This window comes from Chryseobacterium sp. TB1-D10 (assembly GCF_059803555.1).
The window spans coordinates 183849-198261 of record NZ_JAPFHB010000007.1; the positions used below are offsets into that span (position 1 = coordinate 183849).

Genomic DNA, 14413 nt, shown 5'->3' on the forward strand with positions numbered 1-14413 from the left:
TTTTACTGTTTGTGGATGTCGAGGATTTCTTCCATCAATTTTGTGATTTCGTCGGCGCGGGAAGGGTTTTCCATTATGTATTTCGCAAATCGATTCGTGATTTTCTGAACCAGATTGTTGGACAATTCCATATCCTCGATCTTAGCGTAATGGAATTTCTTGTGAATATTGTGCATTTCGTTTTCCTCAATCTTTTTCAAAGTATTTTTGAAATGATTGATTTGTGGAGCGAGTTTTCTTTTCTTTTCCCAATCCGCAAATTCTTTTGACATTTCTTTGATAATAGCTTCCGCTTTTGGGATTTCTTTTTTCCGCTGATCCATCGTTTCTTTGATGGTTTGCGAAAGCTGATCCACATCTATCAAAGTCACATTTTCCAATTTTCCAATTTCCTTCTGAACGTTGTTGGGAATCGAAAGATCGATGACGAGCATTTCCTTGTCTTTAGGAAAATTAGTTTCATCAATAATGTATTTCTGTGCACCGGTTGCTACGATCAGAACATCGGTTTGTTTCAGTTCCTCCGGGAAAGTTTCAAAATCGATTTGAGGAATATTGTATTTGTCGGCAATTTTCTCCGCTTTTTCAAAAGAACGGTTGGCGATTTTTATTTTGGGCTGATAGATGTGTTTTACCAGATTTTCGATCGTATTCTGACCAATTTCACCTACACCCAAAAGCAAAATATTTTTCTCGTGGATGTGTTTTGTCTGATTCAGAATATAATGAACCGCAGCGTAGGAAACTGAAGCCGAACCTGTGCTGATTCCTGTTTCGTTCTTGATCTTTTTCGAAATCTGAATTGAGGAATTAATGGCACGTTCCAGATAAGGATTAGAAAAATCTTTGTAAGTTTTGAATCTATGATAAGCATTTTTGATTTGAGAAACGATCTCGAAATCGCCAATAATCTGACTTTCCAAACCTGCAGCCACGCGAAAAAGATGAAACAATGCGTCTTCTCTTTGCAGGACATTCACATATTTCAGAAACTCCGAAAGCGAAACGCCAACTGTATTGCAATACAGTTCTGCAATGTGAAGATAATTTTTGGTAGTAGAGTAGATTTCTGTCCTGTTACAAGTTGAAACCACGAATGCGTCTCCGTAATCCTGCTCGTGGATCTGGTTTACAAAAGCTTTGATATGATCATCAAAAAACGCAAATCTGCCACGTGTTTCGGCATCTGCTTTTTCGTAACTGATGCTGAGAACGGCAAAATCGGATGTCTGATGAAATTTATTTTTAGTGCTCATTTTCAGTATGCGAATTTACGAATTTTAATACAAAGACTGTTTCCGAATATCATTTTGATAAATTGATAAAATCTATAGATACAACAAGTAATCGTATAAGAATAATAATGTTTTAGAAGATTTTTTGTAAGAGTAATAATATTTAATTTCAGATTGATTTTCAGAATTTTGAAATCTTAATTTAAAAGGAAATTTTAAGGAAATTTTAACCAAATTATTTTTAATTCGTCAGATAGAATGACTCTAAATTTATATCTTTGTAAACTTAATAATTACTGAACAAAATGGGTATATTGGATATGTTTACGCAAGAGATTGCGATTGACTTGGGAACTGCGAACACGCTTATCATACACAATAACAAAATAGTTGTGGATCAGCCGTCTATTGTTGCGATAGAGCGCTCGACTGGCAAACCGATTGCGGTAGGTGAACAAGCAAAGCATATGCAAGGTAAGACCCACGAAGATATAAAAACTGTAAGACCATTGAAGGATGGTGTAATTGCAGATTTCCATGCATCGGAGCATATGATCAAGGAATTCATCAAACAGATTCCGGGCATCAAAGGCAAATTTTTCCAGCCTGCGCTTAGAATCGTGATCTGTATCCCTTCAGGAATTACAGAAGTTGAAAAGAGAGCGGTAAGAGATTCTGCACAGAAAGTAAATGCGAAAGAAGTACGTTTGATTTACGAACCAATGGCTGCTGCAATAGGAGTTGGCATAGATGTTCAGAAGCCGGAAGGTAATATGATTATCGACATAGGTGGTGGAACAACGGAAATTGCTGTAGTTGCATTAGGTGGAATTGTTTGTGACAAATCTGTGAAAATCGCGGGTGACGTTTTCACAAATGACATTGCTTATTATCTGAGAACGCATCATAATTTATACATTGGAGAAAGAACGGCTGAGAGAATCAAAATCGAAGTTGGTTCCGCTGTGGAAGAATTGGATGTTCCAATTGACGATATTCCTGTACAAGGACGTGATCTCATCACCGGGAAACCAAAAGAGATTATGGTCAACTACAAAGAAATTGCAAAAGCACTTGACAAATCCATCATCAGAATCGAGGATGCAGTAATGGAAACATTATCATTGACGCCTCCTGAATTGGCTGCAGATATTTACAAAACCGGAATCTATCTTGCAGGTGGTGGAGCGCTTCTGAGAGGTTTGGCAGACAGGCTTCACAGAAAAACGGGACTTCCTGTTTTCGTGGCAGAAGATCCTTTGAGAGCGGTTGTAAGAGGAACCGGAATTGCTCTTAAAAATATGGATAAGTTTAATTTCCTGATCAAATAATAATTTTTCTCTAAAATTTGAATGATTGTACAGTTTTGATAAATAAGTTTTAGACTTTTATCAGATCATTTATAATTTTTCAATTATCATTTACAACTTAGATGGGTGCTTTGCTGAGATTTTTTTCTAAGAATGCTTTATTCGTGTTCTTTGTCTTCCTGCAATTGGTTGCAATTGTACTTATTTTCAGCAAAAATACAATGCAGCAAAGTTTCATTGCAGCAAAAACTGCGGCTTTCAATTCCTGGGTTTCAGGTTATATAGATGAAGGAACTTCTTATCTGAAACTGAAACAGATTAACGAAGATCTTGTTACTCAAAATAAAGCTTTGATGCTTGAACTTTACGGAAAAGATAAAGCTAAAAACCCGAGTTTCAGAAAAGTTTACGATACCATAGGAGGTGGACAGATTTACACTTTTGTAGATGGAGAAGTGGTTTTCAACAGTATCAACAGGAGAGACAATTACTATACTATCAACCGCGGACGTCTTCAGGGCGTGAGTTCCAATATGGGCGTTATTGCGCCGAAAGGAATTGCCGGGATCGTTATTAACACAACTGATAATTATTCTTTGGTAAAGTCAATCTTAAGTGTCAATAAAATCAAGATCAGCGCATCACTTAAAAAAACGGGCTATTTCGGGACATTATCCTGGAAAGGCGATGATACCAGAACAATGACGCTTTCTGATATTCCAAAATATGTTCCTCTGAAAGTTGGCGATACCGTGATAACCGATGGAAAATCTTCCATTTTCCCGGCAGGAATTTTGGTCGGAACTGTAGCCGGATATGAAGTTGACAGCAAAACAGGATTCTGGGATATTTCGGTAGAACTCAGCGAGAAAATCGGAAAACTAAGTAAAGTTTATGTCGTTCGAAACCTGAAAAAATCCGAAGTTCAGAAAATAGATGATTCATTAAAAGTTCAAATTCAAAAAGATGATCAGTAGAAACGTTGTATCAGATCTGGCTTTGATCGCACTATTGACCGCTTTTCAGATTTTTATTCTGAACAGAGTTGCTCTTTTTGGGCAGTATATTCCGGTGCTTTATCCTGTTTTTGTAATGTTTTATCCATTCTTCAGAAACAGATTTCATTTCCTGGCGTTGAGCTTTATCTTAGGATTATGTGTTGATGCATTTCTCGGAACCTGGGGAATCAATGCTTTCGCAACTACGGTTGTCGCTTACTTTAGAACAATCATATTCCGGACTTCCACAGATACTACGACAGATTTTTTCTCTTTCCAAAGTATCCAGTGGACGCAGTTCATATTTTTTATTGTAACCAGTATTTTTATTCATCAGCTTTTGGTTCAGTACATCGAATTTTTTAAGTTCGACAGATTTTTTGAAATTTTATTTAATGTAATAGTTACCAGTATAATCTCGTTTGTATTCATATTAGTCTATGCATTAGCATTTAAAATCAAGCAAAAAGTTTGAAACCACAATATCTCAAAATCATTTTCGCCCTTTCCATCATTGCATTAATTTTTATTGCAAGGCTTTCTTATTTACAGCTTTTCACAGACAGATATGCCCTGAATGCTGCAAATACATCCATCAAAATAGAATATGTCATCCCGCCGAGAGGTGTCATCTTTGACAGAAACGGAAAAATATTAGTGGGAAATCAGCCATCATTTGAAATTTCTTACACAGCTGCACTTTTAAAACCTGATTTTGATACGATAGGATTTTGTAAATTATTGGGAATCACAGAATCGGATTTCATCAAGACGATGAAGAATATTGAGAGGGAAAAATACTATTCCAGGTTGACACCGATGACTTTTATGAAAAATCTAAGTCGTGAGGAAATGGCAAGAATTCAGGAATTGATTTTCAAATATCCGGCTTTCAGCATCGTTCCGCGTCCACAGAGACAGTATGAAGTCAATACATCAGGAAATCTTTTGGGCTATACCAATCAGGTAAATGATAATGATATCAAGAAAGATTCAACCTATTATTTACCGGGAGATTTTGTCGGGAAAAGTGGTGTTGAAAAATCTTATGAAAAAGAACTTCGGGGCGAAAAAGGAATGAAGTATATCCAAAAAGACATTCGCCAAAGAAGCATCGGTTCTTACAAAAACGGAGAACTTGACAAAGAAGTGGTTACAGGTAAAGATCTGACTTTGACCATTGATTATGACCTTCAAAGAATGGCGGAAGAAATGCTCGTGAACAAACACGGCGCAGTCGTAGCCCTCGACCCAAATAATGGCGAAATCCTGACGATGGCAACAGGTCCGGACATTGATCCCAATCTTTTCACAGGTCCGGAAAAATCCAGAAATCTCTACAAATTGGCTAACGATACCATTTTCGAAAATAAGCCAACTTTTGACAGATCTGTTCAGGCTGCATATCCGCCGGGATCGACATTCAAATTGTTAACAGCTTTGGCTGCAATGGAAATGGGCGTGATGACAGACAAAACGATTTTCCCTTGCGGAAGAGGATTTTTCTATCGTGGTAAAAGTATCAAAGGCCACGGCGGTGCAGATCCGCTGATTCCTTCGATCCAGGTTTCCAGTAACTGTTATTTTACGTATGCATATCTGGCAATTTTAAAAAAATATCCCGGCAATCCTTCAAGAGGTGTTGATGAATGGAAAAAAATCATCAATAGTTTTGGCGTTGGCGAATTTCTTAATAATGATTTAGCGGTCGGTGCAAAAGGCAGAATTCCTTCTGGAGAGTTTTACGAGAAGCGAATGAAGTCTATTTATAAAGCGAATGGATCAAAGCGGACTGATTATAAAAACTGGGACGAGATGCCAACAGGCGCTTTATACAATGGGATGGGACAGGGTGATGTTTTATTAACACCTCTGCAAATGGCAAACTTTGTAGGAGCAATCGCCAACAAAGGCTGGTATTACACGCCTCACATTGTTAAATCTATTGATGGAAAACCTAATCCGGATCCAAGATTCAAGAAGAAACACATGACGATGATCCAGAATCCGCATTATTATAATGTGGTTCTTCAGGGGATGGAAGCAGTAATGATCAATGGCACCGGAAGAAGTCTCAGGTCAAAAGACTTTACACAATTGGCAAAAACAGGAACTGCGCAGGTTCCTCAGGGAAAAGATAATTCGATTTTTGTATTGATTGCGCCTGCAGATAAACCCAAAATTGTTGTGGTTGCTGTGATGGAGCACGCAGGATTTGGAGCGACCTGGGCAGGTCCGGCCTGTACTGTCATCGCAGAAAAATACATTACCGGAGAACTTAAGAGAGAAAATCTGTACAAGAAAATGATCACTTCCAGCTTTATGCCGGAGTACAAGCGACAGTATATTTCCGAAATGAAACGAAAAGGCTGGTACAAAGAGCCTCCGAAAGATACTTTGAAGCTCAAAAGAATTAAAGACAGCCTTCTGGCTATCCAAAATAAGAAATTAAAGAAAGACAGTTCCAAAGTTAAACCTCTAAAAAGCAATTCAAAATGAAGTGGGCAGAAGGGATCGATAAATTAGGAATTGGACTTTACATCATACTTTGCGTTTTCGCTATAATTAATATTAATAGTGTGGATGCAAAATTGGGAAGCAAACAGTTGATGTTTTTTGGAATCTCTTTGTTTGTTGGGATGATCATATTTTTTATGAGAACCAAATTCTTCGAGAATATGTCGGCTATTATTTATGTGGGCGGTGTTTTACTTTTGGTAGGATTATTTCCTTTTGGTACGGAGATTCTTGGACAGAAAAACTGGTACAAATTCGGTGGGTTTACGATGCAGCCTGTTGAGTTTGCGAAGATCGGAACCACGCTGATGCTGGCAAATTACGTTTCTAATCCGGATTTTAATATTAATAACAGAAAAGTACTATACACCGCTTTGGCAATTGTTGCCATTCCCGGCGTTGTAGTTTCGATGATTCCTGATGTTGGCTCACTTCTCGTATTTTTTGCTTTCGTCATAGCGCTTTACAGAGAAGGACTTTCCGGTTGGTTCTTTGGGGTTATCTTTATTTTTGCCACGACTTTTTTGATTTCGATTGCCGTAGATCCATTATTTATTACAATTGGAATTCTTATCATCGCAGCTATTTTTGTCTTCTTTAATTTTTATAAGATCAAGGGTAACTTGATGTTGATCATTGCAATTGTATTCACAGTTGGTATTCTCAGCGGATTATCATATTCCTCCGGCTACATTCTTACAAAGCTTCCAAAACACCAGCGAGAAAGAATCGAGGTTTTATACAAGGGTGAAAAAGCATTTCGAGATACTTCCGGCTACAACTTACTCTATTCCAAAACGGCCATCGGTTCTGGCGGTGTAACCGGCAAAGGTTACAAACAAGGTTCTGTGACACAAGGAAAATTTGTTCCCGAGCAGGAAACAGATTACATCTTCTGCACCGTTGGCGAAGAGTGGGGCTTCCTTGGGAGTACTATTTTAATACTCTGTTACTCCATTTTCATTGGCCGGATTTACTATCTCGCCGAGAATCAGAAATCAACCTTCAACCGCGTTTTCGGATATTGTTTCGCCTCTATTTTATTGATTCACTTTGCCATCAATCTGGGGATGGTAATGGGACTTTTTCCGACAGTTGGGATTCCGCTTCCGTTTTTCAGTTACGGTGGAAGTTCGCTTCTGGCATTCTCGATTATGACTTTTATTTTCTTCAAGCTTAACTATGCAGACAAAAACAGCCTCGTATAAAACGAAGCTGCTCTGTTCTTATTAATATAATTGAAACGACACTAAAAAAAATCTGAAGAATCAGCCTGATCTGCGAGAATCAAGAGTCATCTTTAAATTCAATTCTTCACCAACACCAGATATTCTCAGGGCTTCAGATTGATTATTGTCTTTTCAGAATTAATATTGAAGATTTTCCCGGTAAACAATTCCCGATATTGCCCGTAATAATATTTGGTATCAACACTCGTAGGAAGGTTTTTATCAGAAAAATTATAAATCGATAGAACCGCGTCACTATTTTTTTCACGGTAAATTGACAGAACATCATTCATCTGATTATTCGTTACACGGATCATTTCACCGCCATATTTTCCGTTCCACAAAGCTTGATTTTTATGTTTCAAATCAAACAATTTCTGATACATTCCATAGAACTTGTGGTCTTTCCAAACGATTTCATCTTTTTCAAAGAACTCCAGACTTCTGTCAAGTCCGGCTTCTTGTCCGCTATAAACCAAAGGCATTCCGTTGGCAGTTCCGCAAAGAACCATCGCAGTTTCCAGTCCTTTCCCGAAGTTGGAATATTGATTGCCTTCCCAGGAATTTTTATCGTGATTATCTGTAAACAACATTCTGTAAGAGTCCAAAGGAAAACTCCCGACATCGTGCGCCATATATTCGTAAAGAGCATTTGCACCTTTTCCACCGGTGGTTGCCAATTTAAGTTTGTCCCAAAGTGTCCAGGAATAAGTGGCGTCAAAAGATTTTTTGTAAAGATCTCGTGATTCCCACTCAGCCAGCATAAAGACTGGTTTTATTTGATCAAGTTCTTCTCTTGCATTTTCCCAGAAATCTACCGGAATAAAACCTGCGACATCACATCTGTAACCATCAATTTTGGCCTCTTTTACCCAATATTTCAAAGCACCAGTCATATATTCTCGAAAGTCCGGATTGTTGTAATCAAAATCGATGACGTCGTCCCAATCATACCATGGCGTTGGCTGGAAGTTGCCTTCTCTGGATTTTGTGTACCAGTCCGGATGCTCTTTTGTCAAAGGATTATCCCAAGCGGAATGATTCCCGACCCAATCGATAATGACGTACATTCCCATTGAGTGGATTTTGTCAACCAGAGTTTTAAAGTCCTTCAAAGTTCCAAAATCGGGATTCACACCTTTGAAATCTTTTACCGAATAATAACTTCCCAATTTTCCTTTTCTGTGCTGTTCTCCAATTGGGTGGATTGGCATTAGCCAAAGAATATCAACGCCCATTTTTTTGAGTCTTGGCAAATGTTTTTCAAAGGCTTTGAAAGTGCCTTCTTTGGTGTATTGTTGAATGTTGACCTCATAGATTGTTGCGTTTTTGCTCCATTCCGGATGTTTCAGTTCAACGTAAGGTTTTGGCTGATAACGTGGATCTTTGGTCTGAGAAAATCCCAAGAAAGGAATAATCAGAATTAATAGTAAGTATCTTAATGAATTCATAAGATTATATATTTCTCTAAATTAAAAAGAGTTTTTGATTTTTTTAAATTTTAATGGAAAAATAATCTGTCTGTAAAACTTTGTCAAAGATTTGAAACTTTAACAAAGTAAAAACCCTTTCAGAGTTCAAAACTCTGAAAGGGTTGTATGTAAAACCTTGTTTTGAAGACAAAGCACTCTTTTATTGTAGAAACCCGCGCCCCGACTTGAGCGGAAATCCTTTTTTGCTTGTACTCAAGTTCTATTTTGATTGAAATCGTCGTGCAAAAAAGATTGGGAGCGGAAGGCGGATAAAGGCGCCCAAAACTTAAAATAGTGGTTCGAACTTATTCAAATTATTTTAAGAATACATCTGCTCCTGCAATTCTTTGATCTTTTTATCAGAAAGATATTCATCGTAAGTCATATCTCTGTCGATGATTCCTTTTGGTGTCAACTCGATGATTCTGTTACAAACAGTTCCTAGCAATTCGTGGTCATGAGAAGACAAAAGGATGTTTCCTTTAAAGTTGTTCAATGAGTTATTCAAAGTGGTGATACTTTCCAAATCCAGGTGATTCGTAGGCTCATCAAGCAAAAGAACATTCGCTTTCTGAAGCATCATTCTACTGAACATACAACGCATTTTCTCACCTCCGGAAAGCACTTTACATGATTTTAGAGCCTCGTCTCCTGAGAAAAGCATTCTTCCAAGGAAACCTCTCATAAATTCTTCATGACGTTCCTCATCATTCTTAGTGAATTGTCTCAACCAATCTACCAGATTGATATCATCCTGGAAGAAAGTCGTGTTGTCCAAAGGCATATGAGACTGGTTTGTTGTAACACCCCAAGCGATATTTCCTTTGTCTGCAGGAAGATTTCCAGCAAGGATTTCGAAAAATTCTGTGATTGCCAAAGAGTTTCTGGAGATTACCGCTACTTTATCACCTTTTTTAAGGTTAAGATCGATGTTTGAGAATAATAATTCGCCGTCTTTTGTTTTTTCAAGACCTTTCACGTCAAGAATCTGATCTCCAACTTCTCTCTCTGTATCGAAGATGATTGCCGGATATCTTCTTGAAGAAGGCTTGATATCATCGATATTCAATTTATCAATCATCTTCTTACGAGCAGTTGCCTGTTTTGCTTTCGCCACGTTGGAACTGAATCGTGCGATGAAGTCCTGTAATTCTTTTTTCTTGTCCTCAGCTTTTTTATTAGCCTGATTTCTTTGTCTGGTAGCCAATTGTGAAGCCTGATACCAGAAAGAGTAGTTACCTGTGTAAAGATTTAGTTTAGCATAATCCAAATCGCCGATGTGTGTACAAACGGTGTCAAGGAAGTGACGGTCGTGAGAAACCACGATTACCGTGTTCTCATAATCTGCTAAGAAATCCTCCAGCCAAGCAATCGTTGCAATGTCCAGGTCATTGGTAGGCTCATCCAGAATCAATACATCAGGATTACCGAACAAAGCTTGTGCAAGTAAAACTCTTACTTTGTCTTTGTTCTCCAGTTCGCCCATTAATTGATAATGCATATCTTCCGAAATACCAACATTTGAAAGCAAGGTTTGTGCATCAGCTTCTGAATTCCATCCGCCCATCTCGTCATAGACAACTCCAAGTTCTCCGGCTTTGATTCCGTCTGCATCAGAAAAATCCTCCTTTGCATATAATGCATCCATTTCTTCCTTAATATCGAAAAGCATTTTGTTACCTCTAAGAATGGTTTCAAGAACCGTAAAACCGTCGTAAGCAAAGTGATCCTGCTCCAGAACAGACATTCTTTTGCCGTTTTCCAAAGAAACGTGGCCGGAAGTGGGATCCTGTTTTCCACTTAATATTTTAAGGAAAGTTGACTTCCCTGCGCCATTGGCACCAATGATACCATAGCAATTTCCTTTTGTAAATTTTATATTGACTTCATCAAAAAGAACTCTTTTCCCGAACTGTAATGATAAATTAGATACTGTTAACATATTGTTTTGTAAGTTTGTGCAAAAATACGAAAATAAGTTGGGATGAGGAAAGCCTTATACTTATAATAATTTAACACTATGAAAATAGAAAAAACTGTTAATATCTTCAATAAAAGAGCTCGTTTTGAGTATGAAATTCTGGATGAATATGAAGCCGGTTTGGTCCTGACGGGTACAGAAATAAAATCTCTCCGATCTTCCAAAGCTTCAATCACAGAAAGCTTTTGCCAGTTTATTGATGATGAACTTTATGTCATTAATATGATGATAGATGAATATAAATTAGGAACTTTTTACAATCATAAAACAAAAAGGGAACGGAAGTTGCTAATGCATAATTACGAATTGCAAAAACTTAAAAAAAAGTTAAAGGATGTTGGCAATACGATAATTCCACTCAAGCTATATATTAATGATAATGGGAAAGCTAAGCTACTTATATCATTAGCTAAAGGGAAAAAACTCTTTGATAAAAGAGAAGCTATCAAGGACAGAGAGAATAAAGTAAATATCCAAAGGATATTAAAGAAAAGTTAAAAAAACTTTGTTTATAAAGAAAAATTATATTTATTTTGCATTATCAATTATTTAATCATTTAATTCTATGAAAAATCTAAAATTAGGAATTACAGCTTTGGCACTTACTGTTGCCTCTTCTGTTTTTGCGCAAACTACTACTAACCCTTGGGTTATAGGTGTAGGTGCTCATGGGGTGAATCACGTTGCTCAAAGAAACAATTTCAGCAATACGTTCTCATTCAACAATTTTAAAGAAAACTTATTCGGTGTTTCTAAGTATTCAATTACACCACCACTTTCTAAATTGACAGTTGCAAGAAGCCTTGGAAAAGGTTTGGTACTTGACTGGCAAACGACTGTTGGTAATGTTGACAACAAAAGATTCGCAATGGAAAAAGAATTTTTCCTAATGACAGGTCTTGGTGTTCAATTCAAAGCTGCAGGTTTATTGTGGGATGAAGAGTCTTGGTTCGATCCTTACTTAAGAGTAGGTGCTAACTATTTAAGACATGACTATACAGGTCTTACTTTTCCTCAAACAGATACTAAGTCGGGTGAAGTAATTGGAGCTTACAACGAAGACGGAGATCTTACTGGAAAAGCTAACCACTTTACAGTTAGTACTGGTGCTGGTATCAATTTCTGGGTAACTAAAAACTTTGGTTTAGGTGTTCAAGGAGATTATGTTACTACTCCTGTTGATAAATCAGGTGTTGCAAACTTCTGGCAAGCTTCTGCATCTTTACTATTTAGATTCGGAAACACAGATAGAGATAAGGACGGAATTCCAGACAAAGAAGATGCTTGTCCAGATACTCCAGGTTTACCAGAATTCCAAGGATGTCCTGACACAGATGGAGATGGTATTCCAGACAAAGACGATCAATGTCCAGATGTAGCAGGTCCTAAAGAAAACAACGGTTGTCCTTGGCCAGATACAGACGGAGACGGAGTATTAGACAAAGATGATGCTTGTGTTGACGTTCCTGGTCCAGCAGAAAACAAAGGTTGTCCTTGGCCAGATACAGACGGAGACGGAGTGTTAGACAAAGATGATGCTTGTCCTACAGTATTCGGTCTTGCTCAATACCAAGGTTGTCCTAAACCAGCTTCAGCTTACGCTGAAGAAGCTACAGGTGCTTTAACAAATATCTTGTTTGATTTCAACAAAGCTACTGTAAGAGCAGAATCTGCTGGAAAAATTGAACAAGCAGCTGCTATTCTTAATGGCGCTAAAGATGCTACATTCTTAGTAACTGGCTATACGGATGCTAAAGGTGCTGCAGCATACAACTTGAAACTTTCTAGACAAAGAGCTGCTGCTGTAGTTGCTGCGTTGGAAGCTAAAGGTGTTAGCTCAACTCAATTGAAATCAGTTGGTGTAGGTGCTAGAGATGCTAAAGTTCCTGCAACTGCTACAGATGCTGAAAGACAAGCTGATAGAAAAGTAGTAGTAGAAGCTGTAAACGGCGCTGCTTGGGATGCTCTTCAAAAATCAGATCTTCCGGTAGTTGAGAAAAAAGTAGTTAAGAAAAAAGCTACTAAAAAAAGAAAATAATTCTAAATAATTAATTTCTAAATATAAATACCTCCAATTTGATTGGAGGTATTTTTTTTGTTTCCATATTTCAGTACTTTTGTATCATAAAATAAAACTTGTAATGGGAAGAGCATTCGAATATAGAAAAGCCTCAAAAATGGCCAGATGGGATAAGATGGCCAAAACGTTTTCAAAAATAGGAAAAGATATAGCTTTAGCGGTAAAAGCTGGCGGTTCAGATCCGGAAGCCAATCCTGCACTTAGAAGATGCATCCAGAATGCTAAAGGTGCTAATATGCCAAAGGACAATGTAGAAAGAGCAATCAAAAAAGCAAGTGGGGCAGATGCGGAAAACTATGAAGAAGTAACTTATGAAGGTTACGGACAAGGTGGTGTTGCGTTCTTTGTTGAATGTACAACAAACAATACCACAAGAACAGTTGCCAATGTAAGAGCTATTTTCAATAAGTTTGACGGCAATCTTGGGAAGAACGGAGAATTAGCTTTCATCTTTGATAGAAAGGGGATTTTCACCATCGAGAAGGCGCAGATTAAAACCGAATGGGATGATTTTGAAATGGAAATGATAGACGGTGGAGCAGAAGAGATCGACCAGGACGAAACAGAAGTTCTAATCACAACAGCATTCGAAGACTTCGGCGCAATGTCTCACAAACTTGACGACTTAAAAATCGAAGTTAAAAGTGCAGAACTGCAAAGAATCCCGAACAATACCAAAGAAATGACAGACGATCAATTTAAAGCCAATATGAAGATGCTGGAACGTTTCGAAGAAGACGACGATGTTCAGAACGTTTTCCACAATATGGAATTCACAGAAGCACAATTAGAAACGCTTTAACAAACAGATAACAAATAAAAAATCCTGAAACATAAGTCTCAGGATTTTTTATTTTTATAAAACGCTTTTTAATTATGCGTTTGGTTCAATAGATACAAATGATCTGTTGTTAGCTTTCTTTCTGAAAACAACTTTACCGTCAACAAGAGCGTGCAAAGTGTGATCTTTACCCATCCCAACATTTTCACCTGGGTGATGTTGAGTCCCTCTTTGTCTGATGATGATGTTACCAGCAATAGCGTCTTGTCCTCCGAAAATCTTTACGCCCAATCTTTTGGAATGAGATTCTCTACCGTTTTTGGAACTACCAACTCCTTTCTTATGTGCCATTTTATTTAAACTTTGTGGTTAAAAATTATTCAGCAGTTTCGCTGGTTTCTGTTACTTCCGCTTTAGCAGCTTTCTTAGGAGCAGCTTTTTTAGCTTCTTTTTTCTCAGAATCAAAACCAGTGATACCAGTTACGATGATTTGAGTAAGAGATTGTCTGTGACCATTTTTCTTAGCATAACCTTTTCTTCTCTTCTTTTTGAAGATGATTACTTTGTCAGCCTGAACGTGGTCAAGAATTTCTACATCTACGGTAATACCGCTTACAGCCGGGGCACCAATAGTGATTGCGCCGTTTACAGTAAGAAGAACTTTATCAAAAGAAACTTTCGTTCCTTTGTCTCCTTTCAAACGGTTCACAAACAACTTTTGGTTTTGCTCAACTTTGTATTGAAGCCCTGCTATTTCTACAATTGCAAACATTGTTTATAAATTTTATATTATTCGAGGTGCAAAAGTAC

General features: G+C 37.6%; 13 protein-coding genes. 8 read left to right on the forward strand and 5 right to left on the reverse strand.

The window, feature by feature from the left end; genetic code table 11:
• Positions 1-2: 2 nt before the first annotated feature.
• Positions 3-1256, reverse strand: a complete 1254-nt coding sequence (gene hemA / locus OPU68_RS11300) for a glutamyl-tRNA reductase (RefSeq protein ID WP_498474089.1) — start codon at positions 1254-1256, stop codon at positions 3-5.
• 284 nt (positions 1257-1540) lie between these two features.
• Between hemA and OPU68_RS11305 the strand changes: the two genes are divergently transcribed.
• The 5 genes from OPU68_RS11305 (at position 1541) to rodA (ending at position 7268) form a co-directional block, all read left to right on the forward strand.
• Positions 1541-2566, forward strand: a complete 1026-nt coding sequence (locus OPU68_RS11305; RefSeq protein WP_028121656.1) for a rod shape-determining protein — start codon at positions 1541-1543, stop codon at positions 2564-2566.
• Positions 2567-2667: 101 nt separating this feature from the next.
• Entirely contained in the window at positions 2668-3522 is an 855-nt protein-coding gene (mreC, locus tag OPU68_RS11310; RefSeq protein ID WP_498474090.1) for a rod shape-determining protein MreC, read from the forward strand.
• Positions 3512-4018: a rod shape-determining protein MreD gene (locus OPU68_RS11315; RefSeq protein WP_498474091.1), complete on the forward strand. Its 507-nt coding sequence runs from the start codon at positions 3512-3514 to the stop codon at positions 4016-4018. The genes mreC and OPU68_RS11315 overlap by 11 nt, the downstream gene beginning before the upstream one ends.
• Positions 4015-6042: a peptidoglycan D,D-transpeptidase FtsI family protein gene (locus OPU68_RS11320; protein WP_498474092.1), complete on the forward strand. Its 2028-nt coding sequence runs from the start codon at positions 4015-4017 to the stop codon at positions 6040-6042. The genes OPU68_RS11315 and OPU68_RS11320 overlap by 4 nt, the downstream gene beginning before the upstream one ends.
• On the forward strand, positions 6039-7268 hold the full coding sequence (rodA, locus tag OPU68_RS11325) for a rod shape-determining protein RodA (RefSeq protein WP_498474093.1): 1230 nt from the start codon (positions 6039-6041) through the stop codon (positions 7266-7268). Before OPU68_RS11320 ends, rodA begins: the two co-directional genes overlap by 4 nt.
• A gap of 125 nt (positions 7269-7393) precedes the next feature.
• On the opposite strand, the gene OPU68_RS11330 is transcribed toward rodA, so the two are convergent.
• Both OPU68_RS11330 and OPU68_RS11335 read right to left on the reverse strand, forming a co-directional pair.
• Positions 7394-8740, reverse strand: a complete 1347-nt coding sequence (locus tag OPU68_RS11330) for an alpha-amylase family glycosyl hydrolase (RefSeq protein ID WP_498474094.1) — start codon at positions 8738-8740, stop codon at positions 7394-7396.
• A gap of 340 nt (positions 8741-9080) precedes the next feature.
• The gene (locus OPU68_RS11335) at positions 9081-10703 is read right to left on the reverse strand and encodes an ABC-F family ATP-binding cassette domain-containing protein (protein WP_498474095.1); all 1623 of its coding nucleotides are present in this window, start codon (positions 10701-10703) and stop codon (positions 9081-9083) included.
• A 78-nt stretch (positions 10704-10781) separates the two neighbouring features.
• On the opposite strand from OPU68_RS11335, the gene smpB reads away from it, so the two are divergent.
• The 3 genes from smpB to OPU68_RS11350 all read left to right on the forward strand — a co-directional run bounded on the left by smpB (position 10782) and on the right by OPU68_RS11350 (position 13624).
• Positions 10782-11240, forward strand: a complete 459-nt coding sequence (gene smpB / locus OPU68_RS11340; protein WP_498474096.1) for an SsrA-binding protein SmpB — start codon at positions 10782-10784, stop codon at positions 11238-11240.
• A gap of 67 nt (positions 11241-11307) precedes the next feature.
• Positions 11308-12780, forward strand: a complete 1473-nt coding sequence (locus OPU68_RS11345) for an OmpA family protein (protein WP_498474097.1) — start codon at positions 11308-11310, stop codon at positions 12778-12780.
• Positions 12781-12883: 103 nt separating this feature from the next.
• The gene (locus OPU68_RS11350) at positions 12884-13624 is read left to right on the forward strand and encodes a YebC/PmpR family DNA-binding transcriptional regulator (protein WP_498474098.1); all 741 of its coding nucleotides are present in this window, start codon (positions 12884-12886) and stop codon (positions 13622-13624) included.
• Positions 13625-13696: 72 nt separating this feature from the next.
• Here OPU68_RS11350 and rpmA read toward each other — a convergent pair whose 3' ends face one another.
• A complete protein-coding gene (gene rpmA / locus OPU68_RS11355) occupies positions 13697-13954 on the reverse strand; it encodes a 50S ribosomal protein L27 (RefSeq protein WP_028121647.1) in 258 nt (85 codons plus the stop codon).
• Positions 13955-13979: 25 nt separating this feature from the next.
• Entirely contained in the window at positions 13980-14375 is a 396-nt protein-coding gene (rplU, locus tag OPU68_RS11360) for a 50S ribosomal protein L21 (protein WP_498474099.1), read from the reverse strand.
• Positions 14376-14413 lie beyond the last annotated feature (38 nt).

Excerpts from the sequence above, each read along its gene's own strand:
- hemA (WP_498474089.1), bottom strand. The coding sequence starts at position 1,256 with ATGAGCACTAAAAATAAATTTCATCAGACATCCGATTTTGCCGTTCTC.
- OPU68_RS11305 (WP_028121656.1), top strand. The coding sequence starts at position 1,541 with ATGGGTATATTGGATATGTTTACGCAAGAGATTGCGATTGACTTGGGA.
- mreC (WP_498474090.1), top strand. The coding sequence starts at position 2,668 with ATGGGTGCTTTGCTGAGATTTTTTTCTAAGAATGCTTTATTCGTGTTC.
- OPU68_RS11315 (WP_498474091.1), top strand. The coding sequence starts at position 3,512 with ATGATCAGTAGAAACGTTGTATCAGATCTGGCTTTGATCGCACTATTG.
- rodA (WP_498474093.1), top strand. The coding sequence starts at position 6,039 with ATGAAGTGGGCAGAAGGGATCGATAAATTAGGAATTGGACTTTACATC.
- OPU68_RS11330 (WP_498474094.1), bottom strand. The coding sequence starts at position 8,740 with ATGAATTCATTAAGATACTTACTATTAATTCTGATTATTCCTTTCTTG.
- OPU68_RS11335 (WP_498474095.1), bottom strand. The coding sequence starts at position 10,703 with ATGTTAACAGTATCTAATTTATCATTACAGTTCGGGAAAAGAGTTCTT.
- smpB (WP_498474096.1), top strand. The coding sequence starts at position 10,782 with ATGAAAATAGAAAAAACTGTTAATATCTTCAATAAAAGAGCTCGTTTT.
- OPU68_RS11345 (WP_498474097.1), top strand. The coding sequence starts at position 11,308 with ATGAAAAATCTAAAATTAGGAATTACAGCTTTGGCACTTACTGTTGCC.
- OPU68_RS11350 (WP_498474098.1), top strand. The coding sequence starts at position 12,884 with ATGGGAAGAGCATTCGAATATAGAAAAGCCTCAAAAATGGCCAGATGG.
- rpmA (WP_028121647.1), bottom strand. The coding sequence starts at position 13,954 with ATGGCACATAAGAAAGGAGTTGGTAGTTCCAAAAACGGTAGAGAATCT.
- rplU (WP_498474099.1), bottom strand. The coding sequence starts at position 14,375 with ATGTTTGCAATTGTAGAAATAGCAGGGCTTCAATACAAAGTTGAGCAA.